The organism is Limnobacter sp., assembly GCF_036846585.1.
Taxonomy (GTDB): domain Bacteria; phylum Pseudomonadota; class Gammaproteobacteria; order Burkholderiales; family Burkholderiaceae_B; genus Limnobacter.
The window spans coordinates 130,273-148,025 of record NZ_DAIUBR010000002.1 but is presented as its reverse complement, the minus strand read 5'-3'; the positions used below and the strand labels follow the sequence as shown (position 1 = coordinate 148,025).

The window sequence follows — 17,753 nt, the reverse complement described above, 5'->3', positions numbered from 1 at the left end:
TCCTTCAGTTGGGAAAGCCCGTGCCAAAACCTGGTTGATTGTTGCCACCCTGGTTACCACCGAAACCGCCATTGCCACCGCCAAACCCGGAGCCAAAGTTGCCGCCTTGCTGGCCACCCAAAGCGCCGGAAGGCGAAAATGTTTGTGTTCGCAACACCGGCACCAAATGATCAAACTGATTGGTTTCCACCTTCAACAACTGTGAATCGCTGGGTACTTGTGGCAGGCCACCAGCACTCGACTCAAGCGCACCATAAAACACATTGACCCAAGTACCGTTTTCACTCCGCCAATCGACTGTGATGTCCTGGCCATTGACCATGGCCCGCAGGGGATAACCACTGACATTTTCTGTTTTACCCACCCGCAAACGAAGTGCCCCCGATGAGCGCGACACGGGGCGAGGCACAACAACGGCAGTGGGGGTTTCGCCACGGCTGTTACCCGATTGCTGAACAGCGACAGGCTGACTAACTTGCTGGGGCGTAAAATCGTTTTCAACCCGGCGCATTACAATTGCGCCCTGAAAATAGGCCGTGACCTGCATGTTGGCAAACAGGTTGATGAGCGGAACCGGCAACACAGGAGAATTCAAGGCCTGTTGTCGAATGTTCAAGTCTTCCTGGGTAATTCGCCGCTCCGCCTGCCGACGCAGCTCGGCAGCATCGCCGGTGGCTGCCTGGCGCTGGGAGGCCTCTGCAGACTCTGACCCACTGGCCGCAGGCGTACCCTGCAACATGGCTGGGCGAACCAATGGGTTTGCAATTGTTTGCTGCGACAAAACCCCACCCGACCACACCACAAGAGTCGCAACCAAGCCTTGCGTCAGGAGTCGTTGTTGGAAAGTTTGCATGACTCACTGCTCCTGAAACGGGGTCAGTTTCGAGATCATTTGAATCTGCGACGGCACAAAACCCAGCCTTGTAGACAAACGCAAGGGGCCGCCTACTGCCGCCACTGGCTCGAGCACACTGGGTGCCTTTGGTTCAACTCTGCGTTTGATTGGGGCGGGTGTTTCCGACACGGGCAACTGCTCTGCAGGTTGCTGCAGCTTGGCCACTTCCCCGAACAACAACAGGCGCGGGCGAATGGTCACAACCAGTTCGGTTTGCTTGGTGCTCTCGGTGCGGCTACGTGTACCCAATCCGCTTTGAAAATCATCTTGCGCCCGCGAAACCGTAATGCCGCCCAGCAAAATCGTGTCGCCAGGGCGGCAACGCACCTGGGTTTTCAATTCACGGTCAGCCACCTCAGGCAAATTCAAGTCCACGCCCAAGGCGGTGAAACGCTTTAGCGCCAACAGCTCGGTGATTGAAATATTGATGCGGGTGTAGATTGTTGAATCGTGCGCCTCGCCAGTCAGCGAAACCTCCAGACCCGTACGAAGGTTTTGCGTATCAGCGGTGGATTGCGCTACACCATTCACAATTTGCGAGCCCACACGCGAGACAAATGTGGTGGACTGACCCACGCGAATGTTGCCATTGGTGCCATTCATCAAACCAATTTTTGGCTGGCTCAATGTTTTGACATCGCCTTGCGACTTTAAAAAATCAATCAGAAAATTGGTGGAAAAGTTTTCACCAAAAATCAGGGTTTCAATGCCCGAGGCTGTGCGAGTCAATTGCGTAATTCGGTCTGCTGTGCTGGATGCACCAGCAATGGATGAATCAGGTGCTGTGTTAATGCCGCCGCCCGTCTTGTACAGCTCCCAACGCACACCCATGTTGTTGGAGTCATTCAAGTCAACTTGCAACACATTCATGTCGTACACAATCAACGATCGCGTGGCCCGCGCCCTCTCCAGATAATTTTGAATGTCACCCAATGCGCGGCGGTTGGCGCGAAACACCAGCGACCGGTTAATGCGGTCCAGATACACATCACGCGCGCCCAGGTACTGCATGGTATTGGTAATGCCTGCCATGCTGTCCTCATTCAGCACCGGCGGCATTGTGACGACAAACTGTTGTTCAGGCATGATCCTCAACACGCCCGACTCAGTCACTGTCCAGAAAAACCCCATGATCTCGCCCAGCTTGTTCATCACCTGCGGCAAAGTGCCACTGAGATTGTTCAGCGTGACCACCCCATACCGGGACGCTGCATCCGCCCCACCCTCAAAACTCAATGGCATATTGGTGCTGGCGAAAATCAGCTGCAGCACATCAAACAAACCGCGCTCTGTCACCGACAAGTTCTCGACCATGCGGTTTGGCAACTCGCCTTCGGAAATTTGTGGACGAACCCAGAAGGTATCGGAAGGCAAGCGCTCAATAGGCAAGGTCATCTGGGGTGCCGCCTGACTGGCCCCGGTAATTTCCGGCGCCTTCAACTTGGCACGAAACTCGTCTTCCTGCCCAAATGGTCTTAAGGATGAGCAAGCCACTGCGCCCAGGGCGACAGCCGCGTAAACACCAATTTTACTCACCGTTAAAGCGGTGTTTAATGCGGTGTTGGATTTCATACTGTTGCTCATCCTGTTAAATCGGTACAGTTGAGTATCCGGATGTGGGGTGGGTTAAACATCCCTCTAAGGAGTCACCTCGTCGACCCCACCTTTTCGTGGGATAACCCGGAATCCACCAAGAAACCAAGGAGACACTTATGAAGCTGATTTTTCCCAAGAAAGCCGCGCTGGCCCTGATTGCGGGCATTATGTTGGCAGGTACTGCCAGCACCCAAAGCGCGGAACCCGAGAAACGAATGAACACGCAAGACATCACCTCCAAAGTGGTGTATCACATCAATGATGCCGACACCCAAGCCTTGGGGGCATTGAGAAACTTGCGCAATCACCTGGATGTGTCTCCCAAAACCACCATCATTGTGGTTAGCCATGCCACTGGCGTGGATTTCCTGATGGAAGGCGCCAAACATGAGAAAACCGGCACCGCATACGCGCCATTGGTGAGTGCACTAACAGCCCGTGGAGTGCGGTTCGAGGTGTGTGAAATCACATTGAAGAACCGTAACCTGAAAAAAGACCAGTTTGTGATGGAAGCAGAGTTCACACCCTCGGGAGTGGTGCGCATTGCCGATTTACAAACCCAACAGGGCTTTGCCTACCTCAAACCTTAATATCAATTTGCCATGTACTTGAATTCAAACAAGTCTGTATCGCCCCTCACCGTGTTGTGGTGTGGGGCTTTCATCATGACCATCTCATTGGGAATCCGCCATTCGTTTGGCCTGTTTTTGCAACCAGTCAGCTTGAGCAATGAGTGGGGGCGAGAAATATTCGCTTTTTCCATTGCCATGCAAAACCTGGTGTGGGGCGTGGCCCAACCCTTTGTTGGCCGAATGGCCGACCGGCTGGGTTCAGCCATCACCATGATTCTGGGTGGCATGCTGTATGCACTGGGCCTGTTCTTGATGAGTACGGTTGACAGCCCCGGCATGTTGACTTTGAGTGCTGGCATTTTGATCGGTTTGGGTTTGAGCGGCACCACCTTCCCGGTGGTGTTCGGCGCGGTCAGCCGTGCCATGCCACCAGAAAAACGCAGCATGGCCATGGGCATTTCCATGGCACTCGGTTCGCTTGGGCAATTTGCTTTTCTGCCCGGCGGTCTTTTTTTGATCAATGAATTTGGCTGGTCATCGGCCCTCACCGTGCTGAGTTGTATCGCTGTGGTGATTTTGGCACTGGCCTGGCCGCTGGTAGAAAAAAAAGCAAAAACCGTACTGGTGGACGAAACACCCTGCAGTGCGGAATGCCCGAATACCGCTTCCCACCACGAAATATTGCCCATGCCCCCCCAGAAAGAATTGGGCATGTGGGCATCGCTTGCGCAAGCCATGCAACACAAGGCTTTCATCATGCTGAGTGTGGGTTATTTCGTGTGCGGCTTTCAGATTCTGTTTATCAGCGTGCACCTGCCCAGCTACCTGCAAGACAGCGGCATACCCGCCAGTGCGGGCAGCAATGCATTGGCGCTGATTGGCTTATTCAACATTCTGGGAAGTTACCTGGCTGGGCTTTGGGGTGGGCAGTTTCGCAAGCCCATGTTGCTCAGCGGCATTTATGGCTTGAGGGGTTTGCTGATCGTGGCATTTGTTTTGTTGCCACTCACCACCTGGAGCGTGTATTTGTTTGCGGCGTGCATGGGCGTGCTGTGGCTTTCCACTGTGCCCTTGACCACGGGTACGGTGTCAGCCATGTTCGGCGTGAAAAACCTGTCCATGCTGGGTGGCCTGGTGTTCATGTTCCATCAAATTGGTGCTTTCGTGGGCGGCTGGCTGGGCGGGTTGTTGTTTGATGCCACAGGCAGCTACCAACTGGTGTGGTGGCTTTGCGTGGCTTTGAGTGTGATTGCGGCTGCGGTAAACTGGCCTATTGAGGAAAAAAGCGCACAACACAATGAACCCGCAACACAAACCGCTTGAAAGCGTTAATCGTTTGATGCCACGCTGGGCCAAAGTGGCCCTGCTGGTAGTCGCCCTGCTGATCACGCTGGGTTACGCCAGCCCGGACATGCGGGCGGTGTATGTGGCCGCATGGGCAGCTTGTTTTTGACACAGCTACGCGAGTAGCGCGAACATCCACGGTATTAACAGCGCGCCAAATATGCCATGCAGCCCCATGCCCAGGCTGGCGTAGCGCCCAGCCTCAGGGTGCACTGAAAACGCACGTGCAGTGCCAATGCCATGCGCGGCCAACCCCATCGTGAAGCCACGCACCCACCAGCGCTTCATGCCCATTGAATTGAACAGCACAGTGCCCACCGCCGCCCCCAAAATTCCGGTCACAATCGCGAACAAGGCTGTAAGCGTAGGTGACGCGCCAATGCGTTCGCTCACGCCCATGGCGATCGGCGCCGTAACGGATTTTGCCCACAGGCTTTGCACAATGTCCATATTGGCACCCAGCAGGTACGCCACACCCAATGCACTTGAAATGGAAAGCGCGCCCCCCACCAGTAAGGCCACGCTTAACAACACCAGGGTGCGGATGGTTTGGCCTTTCACCGCCGTCAACCCTTGATAAATTGGCACGGCCAGTGCCACAGTGGCGGTACCCAGCAAAAAGTGCACAAACTGCGCGCCTTCAAAATACTGCTGATAACTTAAACCGGTAAGCTGCAAAAAAATGGCCAGCAACAGCACCGCGATCATCACCGGGTTGGTGAATGGATGTTGCCCGCTTTTTCTGTAACACCAAAGGCCAATTTGATAGGCCAGCAAGGTGAGAAACAAGGCACTCAAGGGGTTGCCGCTGAGGTAAACCCAGATTTCTGGCAGTTCAACCAAACGGCGGGTGGTATCAGTCATTTTTCGGTGCCTCGCTAACATCTCCCGGCATGAAGCGGGCCGCCAAACGGTCCAACACCAAGGCCGTGCCCACCAGGGTTACAACCACGCTGACCAGCAAGGTGAGCAGAATAACCACGCCGAATTCAGCCAACACAGGCCAAAAAACCACCACACCCACCGCCGCCGGAATGAACAGCAAGCCCAGATTGGCCGTGAATACATTGGCCGTGGTTTGAATGTCAACTGGCACCCCTCCTTTGGCAAAAAAGAATGCCAACAGCGAGATTAACCCCAACACTGGGCCGGGGATGGAGGGAAACAGCGCAAAGCTGAGCAACTCGCCCAAGGCCTGAAAAGCAAGAAGTATCGTCAATGATTTAAGCATGTGGCAGTGTAGCCCCATGATTTTTTTATAGTCAACCTGAAAGTGGCTCAGGCGTTAGAATGGAACCTTAAAAGTAAGCTTTGAAGAATAAATCCAAGGGGAATACAAGATGAATACATTCAAATTAACTGCAGTTGCATTGGCCTTGTTTGCCGCAGGCTGCGCAAACGTGATCCAGCAACCACAAGCGCCGTCACAGCCCGCACCAGGTTCCCCGGTTGCAGTGGCGGGCTGCCCAATTGCACCTGAACGCAAGGTCGACAACACCAAAACCGCAATTGGTACTGCGGTGGGTGCAATAGGTGGTGCGATTGTTGGCAACACGATTGACGGCAAGGACACTGTGCGTGGTGCTGCCTTGGGTGGCCTGTTCGGCTATTTGGTGGGCAGCCAGATTGCGGTGCGTGAACAGCGCGATGGGTCAGTGATGCTGGACATTCCCGGCGCAGCTTTGTTTGACACCAACAAAACCGCAATCAAATCCCAATTTGCCGGCACGCTGGACCAAATCGCCGCCACACTGCGCGACAACCCCAACACCATTGTGTGCGTGATCGGCTACACCGACAGCACTGGCAGTGACGAATACAATCAGGATTTGTCGGTTCGCCGTGCGCAATCAGTCACCAGCTTTCTGACCAACAAGGGCATTAACGGTGGTCGATTGACGGCCGCCGGTCTGGGTGAACGCTTCCCGGTTGCGACCAACGACACCGAGACAGGCCGCACACAAAACCGCCGTGTTGAAATGTACGTCCGCAACTAAATGTTTGCAGCATAAAAAAAGCCACCTTGCGAGGTGGCTTTTTTGTGGCTTGAATACTTACGCCGTTTCTTTCGGCTTGTCGCGTAACTCGCGACGCAGAATTTTGCCCACCGGTGTTTTGGGCAGGTCGTCACGGAATTCCACAAACGATGGAATTTTGTAGCCGGTCAGGTTTTGGCGGCAATGTGCAATCAAGTCTTCCTTGGTTACGCTGGCGTCTTTTTTCACCACCACCAACTTCACTTTCTCGCCTGTCACGGGGTCGGGCACACCCACGACACCACATTCCAGCACGCCTGGGTGCTGGGCCACCACGTCTTCAATTTCGTTGGGGAACACGTTGAAGCCGCTGACGATAATCATGTCTTTCTTGCGATCCACAATTTTCACAAAACCATTTTCGTCCATCGTACCGATGTCGCCTGTGGCCAACCAGCCATCTTTGTCGATGGTCTTTGCGGTTTCTTCGGGGCGGTTCAGATAACCCAACATGACCTGCGGGCCACGCACACAAATTTCGCCGGGTTCATTCAAGCCAGCCCACAACCCATCGTCACGCTTCAAGCGCACTTCCGTGCCGGGGATGGGCAAGCCCACGTTGGCGCGGAATGCCGGGCGTTCACCGCCGTGCAATGGCGGTACCGTGACCACGGGAGAGGTTTCGGTCATGCCAAACCCTTCAGATATGGCGCAACCAGTAACCTTGTACCAGCGCTCGGCGATGGGCTGTTGCAAAGCCATGCCACCACTCATCGCAAATTTCATGTCGGCAAAATCACGACCGCAAAACTCTTCGTTGTTCAGGAATGCATTGAACAGGGTGTTCACCGCAGTGATCACATGGAATTTTTCCTTGCGCAGCACTTTCATCACAGTGCCTACATCACGCGGGTTGGCAATCAGAATGTTGCGCGCGCCAAATGTCATGAACAACATGCAGTTCACGGCCAAGGCATAGATGTGGTAAAGCGGCAGCATGGTAACCACGCAAATCGGATCTTTGCCGATGGCTTCGCTCATCCAGGCAAGGCCTTGTTCCATGTTGCTCATCAGGTTGCGCTGGGTCAGCATGGCACCCTTCGACACACCGGTGGTACCCCCCGTGTATTGCAGCAAAGCAACATCATCCAGCGTTGGACTTGGCTTGGGGTAAGCCACGCCATTGCCCACAGCCAGCGCTTTTTTCAAAGGCATCGCCTGAGGCAGGTTGTACGCGGGCACCATTTTTTTGACCTTGCGCATCACAAAGTTGACGATCAGGCCCTTCAAGCCGCCCAGCAAGTCGCCCAGCTGCGTGATCACGATGTTCTTGACCTTGGTTCCATCAAGCGACTGTTGCAAGGTATTGGCAAAGTTCTCGAACACCACGATGGTTGTTGCACCTGAATCTTTCAACTGGTGGTTCAGTTCACGCACGGTGTACAAGGGATTGACGTTGGTCAATGTACAACCCAACTTCATGGCACCAACAAAACACGCCGGAAACTGCACGCAGTTGGGCAACATGATGGCAACCACATCACCAGCTTTTACGCCAATTGACTTCAAATACCCGGCGAACTGGTCAGCCAGATCATCAACCTGCTTGTAAGTAAATTCCGTACCTGCAGATACAAATGCGGGGCGATCCGCATACTTGATCAAGCTTTCCTGAACAAGTTCGAGCATGCTGTTATAACGCAGGGGAGGCATGTCGCCAGATACACCGGGGGGATAGCTTTTGGTCCAGTAATGGGACTCGAAAAGTTCTTGTGCTTCTTTACTGACAAAACCATTGAATTGATCGGGCGACACCTTGGGGGCGGCCTCATCGGGACGTGCTGACATGTGGCTAATCTCCATGCAAATCAAAGCTGACGCGCAATGGTGCCGGGTTTTGGTGCTGCCTCCCTGACCAAGCGTATAGCCCTGACTTTTTTATAAGTGTTGTATAAGTCTTCAGACAGTCGTAACGATATCATTCTTCACTCGATTTGGGTAAGGAACATGTAAGTTTTCAACCTGAATCAACCACTTAGCGCGCTGGCTGATTCAAGAGTGTTGCATGCGCCCTTGAATGTGCCACTGCCCTTTAAAAGTACTTCGACTTTCGCTGTGGCGAACTGACATAACTGGCAAGCAAGCCCGTGGCCACCAACCAATGCAGGCGAGCACGGTCGGGCCTGCGCCGAACAAACGCAAGCGCCGCACGCCCAAGCCTTGCAACAATATTGTGTGGCCAGCGTTCGCGCCGATTCACAAAATATGCAACAGCCAAATCTTCGTTAACCTTTTTCTGAATATTCAAGTGTGGATTTTCATAGGAACAAAAAGGCGAGGTAACACGCAACACGCTGCCTTGCCGTTCTCGGATAAACCATGCTGCCCATTCCTGATCTTCTGCTGAAAACACGTCTTCGCGAAATCCACGTTGCAACAGCAAACTTCGCGGAATCATGGCGCACGAATTCGCCAATCCATTGCGCCCATCAAATGTATTTTCTTCAATTCTGTCGCATGCCAATTCAGTGCCTTTGCGGCAGTAGAACACATCGCATTGCATGGCCTTTGCCTGTTTAAACGCCTGCTCAATTAACTGCGTACCCAACAAGGCAACATGTGAACTGTGAATGAGCACATGCTCGCCCTGAGCTGCTGCAACGCCCAGGTGAATAGCACGTGAATAATTGAATTCGCTCTCACCGTAGGGCACATGAACATCTGCCAATGCGCGCAATGCAACCTGAGCCTCCGGCTTGCGGGAAGAATCGACAACAATGATTTCCAAAGGGGGCAGAGATTGCGCACGCAGGCACTGAACCGCACGAAAAACCAAAGGCGTTGCTTCATGTGCGCGGATAATTACCGAATAGGTCATTGATTATGCAGGCCAACAAACTCAGCCTGTAAAAGTGGGTACCACCAATGCTAACGACAATGACCTGTAGGGGATGACATTCACCCTTCCAGTATTTTTCTGGCCTTCACTTCTGCCCGGGTCAGCACCGGCGTAATACAGGCGTCTACGTTTCCAAACACCTGTTCCCAGTGGCTTAAGGACTGTGATGCAATAAATTGCACCATGACACTTCGCATTTGAACAGCCGCCGGCGTGCCGGGCATGGCACCACGGCTCCAGTGAATGTTGATCCATTCCGGTTTGCCCATGGCTTCGCAGGCCACTTTCCAGAATTTGTGTTCCAGCGAACCCACAGCGAGGTGGCGATTGTCAGAAGTTCGATACACGTTGTAACAGGCCAAACCGCCGCTGAGCAAATCGTCCTGGTGGCGGGCTGGTTTGCCACTCAACATGACCCACATTTGCTCCATGCTCTCAGGCATGATGTTTTGCTTCCACAGGTTGTGGGTCATGGACACATCGACAAAAGTACCCTGCCCTGTGCGCTGCGCTTTCAGCAAGGCGGCCAAAATGCCCTGCACGGCCGCAGAGGTGCCACCAAACAAATCACCAAACTGAACGGCTGGCACCGGAATGTCGCCACTTGCCGTTTGCAGCCCATCAAGAACACCACTGAGTGCCATGTAATTGATGTCATGCCCAGCCTTTTCAGCCAGTGCGCCTTTTTGTCCATAGCCTGTAATGCAACACACCACCAATTTCGGGTTCAATGCTTTCAGGGTGTTGTAACCACATCCCATGTCGGCCATCACGCCAGGGCGAAAACCGTCGATCAGCACATCGGCTTTGGCTGCATGGTCTTTCAGCGCCTGAATGCCCTCGGCTGTGCGAAAATCGGCGGTCACAATTCGTTTGCTGCTGTTCAAGGCGGCGTAAAGCATGGGCATGCTTTTGGCATCGTCGCCATGTGGCGGTTCCATCTTGATCACTGTTGCACCCATTTGCTGCAAGACCAGTGACGTGGCTGGCCCCGGCAGGTTGCGCGACAAATCCAGCACGGTGATGCCTTCGAGCAAGCTGGGGTCTTGAATGGGAGACATGGGTAATGGCCTCGAAGAATTTATTGTCGTTGAGCGTTAAGGAAAATTACCGGGGACCGCAAAGGCAGCAATGCCTTCACGATCCTTGGCTACGACCAGGATATCTGCGCCTTACGAGTTGACCACTCGCAAACGCTCGCCCTGTGGCGCAGCGCCATGGCCAACATTCGGTACGTTGGCACATTCAAAGCCTGGTGCGTAGGTTACCGAGCTGTCACCGAAGAATTCCTGCGGCGTGAACTCGTCCACCATAATCGCTTCCAGACCCAAACGGTTGGCACGGTCCAACAGCTTTTTGTCAGCCACTGTAATGATGCCTTTGGCCAACGCAGCTTCGGACATTTCCTGCACAGAACCCTTGTCAACCAGCTTGGACCGGCGTGCCTGCATGACTTTCATTTGCACCACTTCGGCTTCTTGTACGGCCTGGAAGGCTGCCATCAAGCGCTTCACGCCTGTGGTGTTGGCCAGCACTTCGTCGCTGTCCAGATCGGCCAGGTTGAACTTGGGCATGTACAGGTCACCAGTAATGCGACCCAACTGTGCGCCACTCTTGGTGATTGTTTTGGCCACGGTGGGCACCAAGCGATCAAGGCCCGAACCCACAATCGGATTCACACGCAGGCTGAAGTAACCCACAGTGCGCAGTACAAAGCCCACAGCGTTGTTACCAAAGTTTGCGTAAATGGATTCGAAAGCCTTTTGAACTTTCGCCAAGGCGTATTCACAGGCGTACTGCACCAGTGGCAGGTCTTCCTTGATCTCACCTTCGGCCACATAACGGCGAATGGTGGAAATAGCCAACAACTGCCAACCCAAGGCATCGGCGAAATGACCAGTAAGCTGCTGACGTGCTTTCAGCTTGCCACCCACCGTAATCAGTGCCATGTCGGTCAGGAATGAATAGCGTGAAGACGCCCAAGCCAGCTTGCGCAGGTAAGGTGTTACGCCATCAATTTTCGGTGTGCTGGCCATGTGGCCACGTGTCAATGTAAGACCAACCAAACGGCTGGTGTTCACCACCATGTGACCAATCCAGCCTTTCAACGCGCTGCTGAATGTGGGCAGGTCGTTGGCCTCCAGTGCATTCGCAATTTTGAAGGCATAGGGGTGGCAGCGCACAGCACCCTGGCCAAAAACGATCAGCGAACGGGTCATGATGTTGGCGCCCTCAACCGTGATGGCCACCGGGGCTGAACAATAGCCACGACCAATCACGTTGTTGGGGCCTTGCATTACGCCAGCACCAGCCATCACGTCCATGGCATTTTTCGCCTGTTCGCGTGAAAGCTCGGTAAGGTAGGCCTTCCACACAGCCGACACCACGGGGGGCTGCTCGCCGTTGTCCAGCGCGCTCAGCGCGTACACACGCGCAGCTTCGCTGAGGTAAGCCATGGCTGCAATTTCAGCCAGCTTTTCCTGAATGCCTTCCATTTCAGCAATGGGCATGCCGAACTGCTGGCGCACACGGGCATATGCGCCCGATGCTGCCGCCGCAGCGCGCACACCACCGACTGCGCCGGCAGGCAATGAAACGGCACGACCACCGGCCAGTTGTTCCATCAACATGCGCCAGCCTTGGCCCGCGCAGTCAGCGCCGCCAATAATTTCGTCGGCGTCGATCACAACATCCTGACCAAGAATGGGGCCATTGTAAAACGCATCGCCAATGGGCTGATGGTGCTTGCCCATTTGCAGGCCGGGTGTGCCACGGTGTACCAGTGCCACAGTTATACCGGGCTCGGCACCTTTGCCCAACAGGTTTTCTGGATCGTGCAGTTTGAATGCCAGCGAAATCAGGTTGGCCACAGGTGCCAAAGTGATATAGCGCTTGCGGAAGTTCAGCTTGATTTGAACCTTGCCTTCTGCGTTCTTAAACACCAAGCCACGCGCCAAAATAGAGGCCGCATCGGAACCCGCTGTGGGTTCGGTCAACCCAAAACACGGCAGGTATTCACCTGTTGCCAAACGGGGCAGGTAGTGTTCTTTCTGCGCCTGTGTGCCGTAATGCTTGATCAATTCTGCTGCACCCAAACTGTTGGGAATGACCACCAAAGTTGACAGCAAGGGGCTGTGCGCCGTAATCACCGACATGATGGTGGAAATGGCATTGGCCGAGAATTCCAGGCCACCAAACTTTTGTGGGATCAGGAAGGAATAAAAACCTGAGGATGCCAAAAAGTCGACTGCCTGTTTCGGAATAATGCGCGTGGTCGCAATTTCATGCGGATCGCACATTTCACACAACTGCTGCACGGGGCCGTCGATAAAATCGCGCTCGCGCTGATTCAGTTTCGAATACGGTTCGGCAAACATTTTTGCAAAATCGGGCTTACCGGAAAACACCTGCCCGTCAATCCACACCGTGCCCGCTTCAAGCGCCTGGCGCTCGGTGGCGGAAATTTGCGGCATGGCTTTGGCTTTGATCAAGCCATTCATGATTGCTTTGAATACCATGGTACTGCTCCTGTGATTCAAATGAATTAGTTCAAATTGTCTTCAAGCTTTTTGCCTTGTGCGGCCATTTCCACCAGCATGCTGGCAGGCTTGAAACGTTCGCCATACTTGGTGGCCAGTTCTTCACAACGCTTTACAAACTGGGGCAAACCCATGGCGTTGATGAACTGCAACATGCCGCCGGTGAATGGCGAAAAACCCAAACCGAAAATGGAACCGATGTTGCCGTCGGCCACAGAACGCAGCACTTTTTCCTGCAAGCAGCGTGCGGCTTCATTGGCCTGAATGAACATCAAACGATCCTGAATTTCCTGTGAGCTGGGCTGCTCTTTGGCCAGCGGGAATTCTTCGCTCAAACCCTTCCACAGTGTTTTGCCTGCGGGGGTGTAATCGTAGAAACCTTTGCCGTCTTTTTTGCCAATTCGACCGTGCTTTTCAGCAACCGTAATCAGCGTTTTGTAACCGGGGTGGTCAGGGAAGGTTTGACCCGCGGCTTCCATGTCTTTTTTGGTTTGCTTCATGATCAGCAAACTCAGGCTGAGTGACACTTCGTCGTACAGCGCCAAAGGTGGCATGGGCATGCCAGCTTCCAGTCCTGCCATTTCGATGGAGCGAGGGTGTACGCCCTCGCCCACCATGGCGGCGGCTTCCATCAGGAAGGTGCCAAACACACGGCTGGTGAAGAAGCCACGGCTGTCGTTCACCACAATCGGTGTTTTGCCGATTTGTTGAACGTAGTCAAAGCCCTTGGCCAGTGTTTCATCGTCGGTTTGTTCACCCATGATGATTTCAACCAGCGGCATTTTGTCCACGGGTGAAAAGAAGTGCAAACCGATGAACTGGTTGGGGCGCTTGGACGCTTGCGCCAAGCCAGTAATAGGCAAGGTGGAGGTGTTGGATGCGTACACCGCAGTGGCTGGAATTACAGCTTCTGCTTTGGCCGTTACATCGGCCTTCACGGCACGGTCTTCGAACACGGCTTCGATCACCAAATCCGCACCTTCCAGTTTGGAATAGTCGGTGGTGGCGGTGATCAAACGCAGCAGTGCTTCTTTCTTTTCAGGTGTGCTGCGCTTCTTGGCAATGGCTTTGTCCAGCAGGTTGATGCTGTAGGCCTTGCCTTTGTCAGCGCCTTCTTGCGTAGCGTCGATCAACACCACCTCAATACCCACTTTCGCGCTTACATAAGCAATGCCGGCGCCCATCATGCCTGCACCCAGCACGCCAATTTTCTTGACCTTGCCTTTTGCAGGTGCGCTTGGGCGGCTTTGGCCTTTCTTGATGCTGTTGAGCTGGTACCACAGCGTGTTCATCATGTTCTTGCTTTCTTGCGACAACACACAAGCCGCGAAGTAACGGCTTTCCACTTTCAGGCCAGTGTCGATGTCGGTAATACCGCCTTCAAACACGCAGCTTGCAATGTGGGTCAGCGCCGGGTAGTTGCCGAATGCCTTGGCGTTGGCCATGGAAGGTGCAATCGCCCAAATTTGTGCAATGGCTGGGTGCTTGGAATCGCCACCGGGGAATTTGAAACCTTTCACATCCCAAGGCTGCAAAGCTTTTGGATTGGCCACACACCAGGCACGGGCCTTGGAGATCATGTCTTCAGTGCTGTCGGCTGTGTCTTGAACAATGCCTTTTTTCACCGCCTGCTCTACGCGCAGTTCTGAACCCTGGGTCATCATTTCCAGCGCGCCTTGAATGCCGATCATGCGGGGCAAACGCTGTGTACCACCGCCACCGGGCAACAGGCCCAGCTTCACTTCGGGCAAACCGAACTTGGCTTTGGGATTGTTCAATGCGATGCGGTGGTTACAGGCCATGGCCAGTTCAAGGCCGCCACCCAATGCCGTGCCATTCAAGGCACACACAATTGGTTTCTCGCATTTTTCCATGCGGCGCAACAAGGTTTTGAAGGCTTCTGCCAAATCAAAGGCTTGCTGTGGGTCGGTGATTTTGTAAACCGTGTCCAGATCAGCGCCAGCCAAAAATTCCGGCTTCCCAGAAGTCAGCACCACACCTTTTACAGTTGCATCGGTTTCAATGCATGCCAGGGCTTCCGCGAAGGGGCCCATCAGTTCTTCGTTCAATACGTTCATGGAACGGCCGGGCATATCCAGTGTTACCACTGCAATCCCATCCTGACCGAGTTCAAATTTCACTGCACTCATTGTTGTTTCTCCTTCGGCCAATTAAATGCGTTCGATGATGGTGGCAATACCCATGCCGCCGCCCACACACAGTGTGGCCAGGCCCAGGGTTTTGTCTTGCCGCTCAAGCTCATCGAGCAAAGTGCCCAAAATAATTGCACCGGTTGCACCCAGTGGGTGCCCCATGGCGATCGATCCGCCGTTCACGTTCACACGGTCCAGGCTCACGCCCAGGTTGCGTGCGGTTTGCATGGGTACCACCGCAAAGGCTTCGTTGATTTCCCACAAATCAATGTCGGAAGCTTTCAAGCCTGCTTTTTGAAGCGCCTTCAAGCAGGCGGCTGTAGGACCAGTCAGCATGATGGTGGGCTCGGAACCGATTACGGCCGCGGCGCGAATGCGCGCACGAGGCTTCAAGCCAGCTTTGCGGCCTGCTTCTTCGGAACCCACCAACACCAAGGCCGCACCGTCCACGATGCCAGACGAATTACCGGCGTGGTGAATGTGGTTGATACTTTCAACGGTGGTGTACTTGCGAAGCGCTGTGGCGTTAAAGCCCATGCTGCCCATCATCGCAAACGAGGGCTGCAACGTGGCCAGGCTTTCCACAGTGGCGTTGCCGCGAATGAATTCATCGTGGTCCAGCATGATCAAACCGTTCAGGTCTTTTACCGGCACACGGCTTTTGTTGAAACGGCCTTCGGCTTGCGCTTTGGCGGCGCGGCGCTGGCTTTCAACAGCGTAAGTATCTACGTCAGTGCGGCTGAAGCCTTCCAGCGTACCGATCAAGTCGGCAGAAATACCTTGGGGAATGAAGCCCAGTTTGTCATTGATGCGGGGGTCCATGAACCACGCGCCGCCATCACTGCCCATGGTCCAGCGGCTCATGCTTTCCACGCCACCGGCAACCACCATGTCTTCCAGACCACTACCCACCTTGGCAGCAGCCAGGTTCACCGATTCCAAACCGGAAGCACAGAAACGCGACTGCGTAACACCGGCCACTGTTTCGGCCCAACCTGCGTCCAGCACCGCGGTGCGTGCAATGTCAGCGCCTTGTTCGCCCACCGGGGTTACGCAACCCAGCACCACGTCGTCGACCAAACTTGTGTCGAGATCATTGCGCTGCTGCAAAGCAGTCAGCAGGTTGTTCAGCAACCACACTGGTGTGGCCTGGTGCAGGCTGCCGTCTTTCTTACCTTTGCCCCGTGGGGTTCTTACTGCGTCAAATATCAGTGCCGATGGCATCTGTGCCTCCTGGATTTTCTGGATTCGGTAACCGCAATTACCGAAAGTCTCGTGAATTCTTCACAGTCCAGAATGGCGATGTGCAAACGCACAATCAACCCAAGAAGTTACTTTAGAGTAGCAGCTCTATGCATATGGTAATTTGGCTTACCGTTTGGTTTCCGTTGAATAGCATGCTCCGGTGTCGTGCATGAAAAAACGGTCTTGAATGGGGGGCTGCAAACCAAGTTCTTTGACCACGCGCAGCAGCTGGATGTCCCGGGTCCACAGCGTGGTACCCGGCGACAGCAATACCGAGGCCAGCAGGTGGGTATCCACGTACCCCAAGCCCTGCCCGTGCAACTGACGAAGATCAACCAGTTCAAGCACTTCGCTGGGCGAAGCGAGTACCGTGGGCTCCAGATCGGCCATCCATGTCAGTACCCGTTCCCGCTCGTCGGGCCGGGCCAGATTGGCCAGTGCCATTTCGCCATGGACGAAAGGATGCCCCAGCACACTGCCATCATTGAGCAGGCGCACCAGCTGGGGTTCGGACTGGTGAAAGTGATCCACCCACACGGAGGTGTCAACAAGCACTTTCACAATTGCCATTGCCTGCGTGGAATGTCTTTCAAATCAGGCTGTGTTCCACCCAATAAAGCCAGCCTGCGCGCGCTTTCCCGCTGAATCAGGGCACGCAGTGCTTCACGAAGCAGTTCATTTCGCTCGCCCAGCCCGGAAAGCTGCTGGGCTTTGTTTAATAATTCATCATCCAGATTGACAGTGGTTCTCATACACAGGTCCAATGGTTAGTCGAACCAACAATAGCACCATCTGATTCACTTTTAGATGCAAGCACCCGATACAAATCACACAGGGTCCGGTCACTCCTGACCCGGTAAACCAAAGCCAATGAAAAAAACACCAACCACAGCAAAACCTGACGCAAACGCACACCCCGCCACCATGCGCAAAGCCACGCTGGACCGCATTGAGAATGCGGTACTTGAACTGTTTACCACCCGCGATTTCAATAACGTGGCGCTGATTGAGGTGGCACGCAGCGCAAACGTTTCCCTGCAAACCATTTACAAGTATTTCGGCAGCAAAGAACAACTGGTGGCCTATGTGCTGGACACCACACTACGCCGCCTGGCCAGCCGCATGATTGACCACCTGGAGGGCATTGAGGACTACCGCGAACGCTTGCGCAAAACGCTGTGGGTGATGCTGGATTATTTCGACAAGCACCCCAAGGTGATTTTGTTGCTGACTGTTGCCATTCCTGCAAGCCGCTACCAGGACCTGCCCGTGTACGAAAGCCCGGAACTGATGGGCGCCTTTCTGGGCATGCTGAAGGCGGGGCAGCAAAAAGGGGTGTTCAACAACACCGTGTCCAGCAAAATGTTGCTGGATGTGTTCATGGGCGTGTTCGGCCGGGTGGCACAAATGCATTTTCTGCGCAAAGAACAAGACCGCCTGATTGATCAGTTCGACGGCCTGTTTGCCATTCTGTGGGGGGCATTGAAAGCCAATTGAAATGGAACCAGCCGACTGTTGATGTCACTCAATATTA

Annotated in this window: 17 protein-coding genes; 5 read left to right on the top strand and 12 right to left on the bottom strand. The window is 54.1% G+C overall.

Going from position 1 to position 17,753, the window contains the following annotated elements; all coding sequences use genetic code 11:
* Window positions 1-4 precede the first annotated feature (4 nt).
* Window positions 5-853 (bottom strand): hypothetical protein, encoded by an 849-nt coding sequence (locus V7028_RS01710; RefSeq protein WP_334118377.1) that lies wholly within the window; start codon window positions 851-853, stop codon window positions 5-7.
* A 3-nt stretch (window positions 854-856) separates the two neighbouring features.
* Window positions 857-2,467 carry a type II secretion system protein GspD gene (locus V7028_RS01705; RefSeq protein WP_334118376.1) on the bottom strand — a complete coding sequence of 537 codons (1,611 nt, stop codon included), beginning with the start codon at window positions 2,465-2,467 and terminating at the stop codon, window positions 857-859.
* Window positions 2,468-2,607: 140 nt separating this feature from the next.
* On the opposite strand from V7028_RS01705, the gene V7028_RS01700 reads away from it, so the two are divergent.
* Genes V7028_RS01700 through V7028_RS01690 form a run of 3 tightly spaced genes read left to right on the top strand, consistent with a single transcriptional unit; the run spans window position 2,608 to window position 4,516 of the window.
* A complete protein-coding gene (locus tag V7028_RS01700) occupies window positions 2,608-3,081 on the top strand; it encodes a DsrE family protein (protein WP_334118375.1) in 474 nt (157 codons plus the stop codon).
* A 12-nt stretch (window positions 3,082-3,093) separates the two neighbouring features.
* Complete coding sequence (locus V7028_RS01695; protein ID WP_334118374.1) at window positions 3,094-4,386, top strand: MFS transporter; 1,293 nt, start codon at window positions 3,094-3,096, stop codon at window positions 4,384-4,386.
* Window positions 4,361-4,516, top strand: coding sequence for a hypothetical protein (locus V7028_RS01690; RefSeq protein WP_334118373.1), 156 nt, complete (start codon window positions 4,361-4,363; stop codon window positions 4,514-4,516). Before V7028_RS01695 ends, V7028_RS01690 begins: the two co-directional genes overlap by 26 nt.
* A gap of 5 nt (window positions 4,517-4,521) precedes the next feature.
* Here the strand turns inward: V7028_RS01690 and V7028_RS01685 are convergent, their stop codons facing one another.
* Both V7028_RS01685 and V7028_RS01680 read right to left on the bottom strand, forming a co-directional pair.
* Window positions 4,522-5,271 carry an LrgB family protein gene (locus V7028_RS01685; RefSeq protein ID WP_334118372.1) on the bottom strand — a complete coding sequence of 250 codons (750 nt, stop codon included), beginning with the start codon at window positions 5,269-5,271 and terminating at the stop codon, window positions 4,522-4,524.
* Window positions 5,264-5,638, bottom strand: a complete 375-nt coding sequence (locus V7028_RS01680) for a CidA/LrgA family protein (RefSeq protein WP_334118371.1) — start codon at window positions 5,636-5,638, stop codon at window positions 5,264-5,266. Before V7028_RS01680 ends, V7028_RS01685 begins: the two co-directional genes overlap by 8 nt.
* A gap of 109 nt (window positions 5,639-5,747) precedes the next feature.
* Between V7028_RS01680 and V7028_RS01675 the strand changes: the two genes are divergently transcribed.
* Entirely contained in the window at window positions 5,748-6,404 is a 657-nt protein-coding gene (locus V7028_RS01675; RefSeq protein WP_334118370.1) for an OmpA family protein, read from the top strand.
* Window positions 6,405-6,461: 57 nt separating this feature from the next.
* Here the strand turns inward: V7028_RS01675 and V7028_RS01670 are convergent, their stop codons facing one another.
* From V7028_RS01670 to V7028_RS01635, 8 genes are all read right to left on the bottom strand, one after another.
* A complete protein-coding gene (locus V7028_RS01670) occupies window positions 6,462-8,231 on the bottom strand; it encodes an AMP-binding protein (RefSeq protein ID WP_334118369.1) in 1,770 nt (589 codons plus the stop codon).
* A gap of 244 nt (window positions 8,232-8,475) precedes the next feature.
* Window positions 8,476-9,261: a glycosyltransferase family A protein gene (locus V7028_RS01665; RefSeq protein WP_334118368.1), complete on the bottom strand. Its 786-nt coding sequence runs from the start codon at window positions 9,259-9,261 to the stop codon at window positions 8,476-8,478.
* An 80-nt stretch (window positions 9,262-9,341) separates the two neighbouring features.
* Entirely contained in the window at window positions 9,342-10,343 is a 1,002-nt protein-coding gene (locus V7028_RS01660) for a CaiB/BaiF CoA transferase family protein (RefSeq protein WP_334118367.1), read from the bottom strand.
* Window positions 10,344-10,454: 111 nt separating this feature from the next.
* Window positions 10,455-12,800, bottom strand: coding sequence for an acyl-CoA dehydrogenase (locus tag V7028_RS01655; RefSeq protein WP_334118366.1), 2,346 nt, complete (start codon window positions 12,798-12,800; stop codon window positions 10,455-10,457).
* A 26-nt stretch (window positions 12,801-12,826) separates the two neighbouring features.
* The gene (locus V7028_RS01650; protein WP_334118365.1) at window positions 12,827-14,971 is read right to left on the bottom strand and encodes a 3-hydroxyacyl-CoA dehydrogenase NAD-binding domain-containing protein; all 2,145 of its coding nucleotides are present in this window, start codon (window positions 14,969-14,971) and stop codon (window positions 12,827-12,829) included.
* A 21-nt stretch (window positions 14,972-14,992) separates the two neighbouring features.
* Complete coding sequence (locus V7028_RS01645) at window positions 14,993-16,198, bottom strand: acetyl-CoA C-acetyltransferase (RefSeq protein WP_334118364.1); 1,206 nt, start codon at window positions 16,196-16,198, stop codon at window positions 14,993-14,995.
* A gap of 147 nt (window positions 16,199-16,345) precedes the next feature.
* The gene (locus V7028_RS01640; protein WP_334118363.1) at window positions 16,346-16,789 is read right to left on the bottom strand and encodes a type II toxin-antitoxin system VapC family toxin; all 444 of its coding nucleotides are present in this window, start codon (window positions 16,787-16,789) and stop codon (window positions 16,346-16,348) included.
* Window positions 16,777-16,971 carry a type II toxin-antitoxin system VapB family antitoxin gene (locus tag V7028_RS01635; RefSeq protein ID WP_334118362.1) on the bottom strand — a complete coding sequence of 65 codons (195 nt, stop codon included), beginning with the start codon at window positions 16,969-16,971 and terminating at the stop codon, window positions 16,777-16,779. Before V7028_RS01635 ends, V7028_RS01640 begins: the two co-directional genes overlap by 13 nt.
* A 118-nt stretch (window positions 16,972-17,089) precedes the next feature.
* On the opposite strand from V7028_RS01635, the gene V7028_RS01630 reads away from it, so the two are divergent.
* On the top strand, window positions 17,090-17,716 hold the full coding sequence (locus tag V7028_RS01630; protein ID WP_334118361.1) for a TetR/AcrR family transcriptional regulator: 627 nt from the start codon (window positions 17,090-17,092) through the stop codon (window positions 17,714-17,716).
* The last annotated feature ends 37 nt before the right edge of the window (window positions 17,717-17,753 follow it).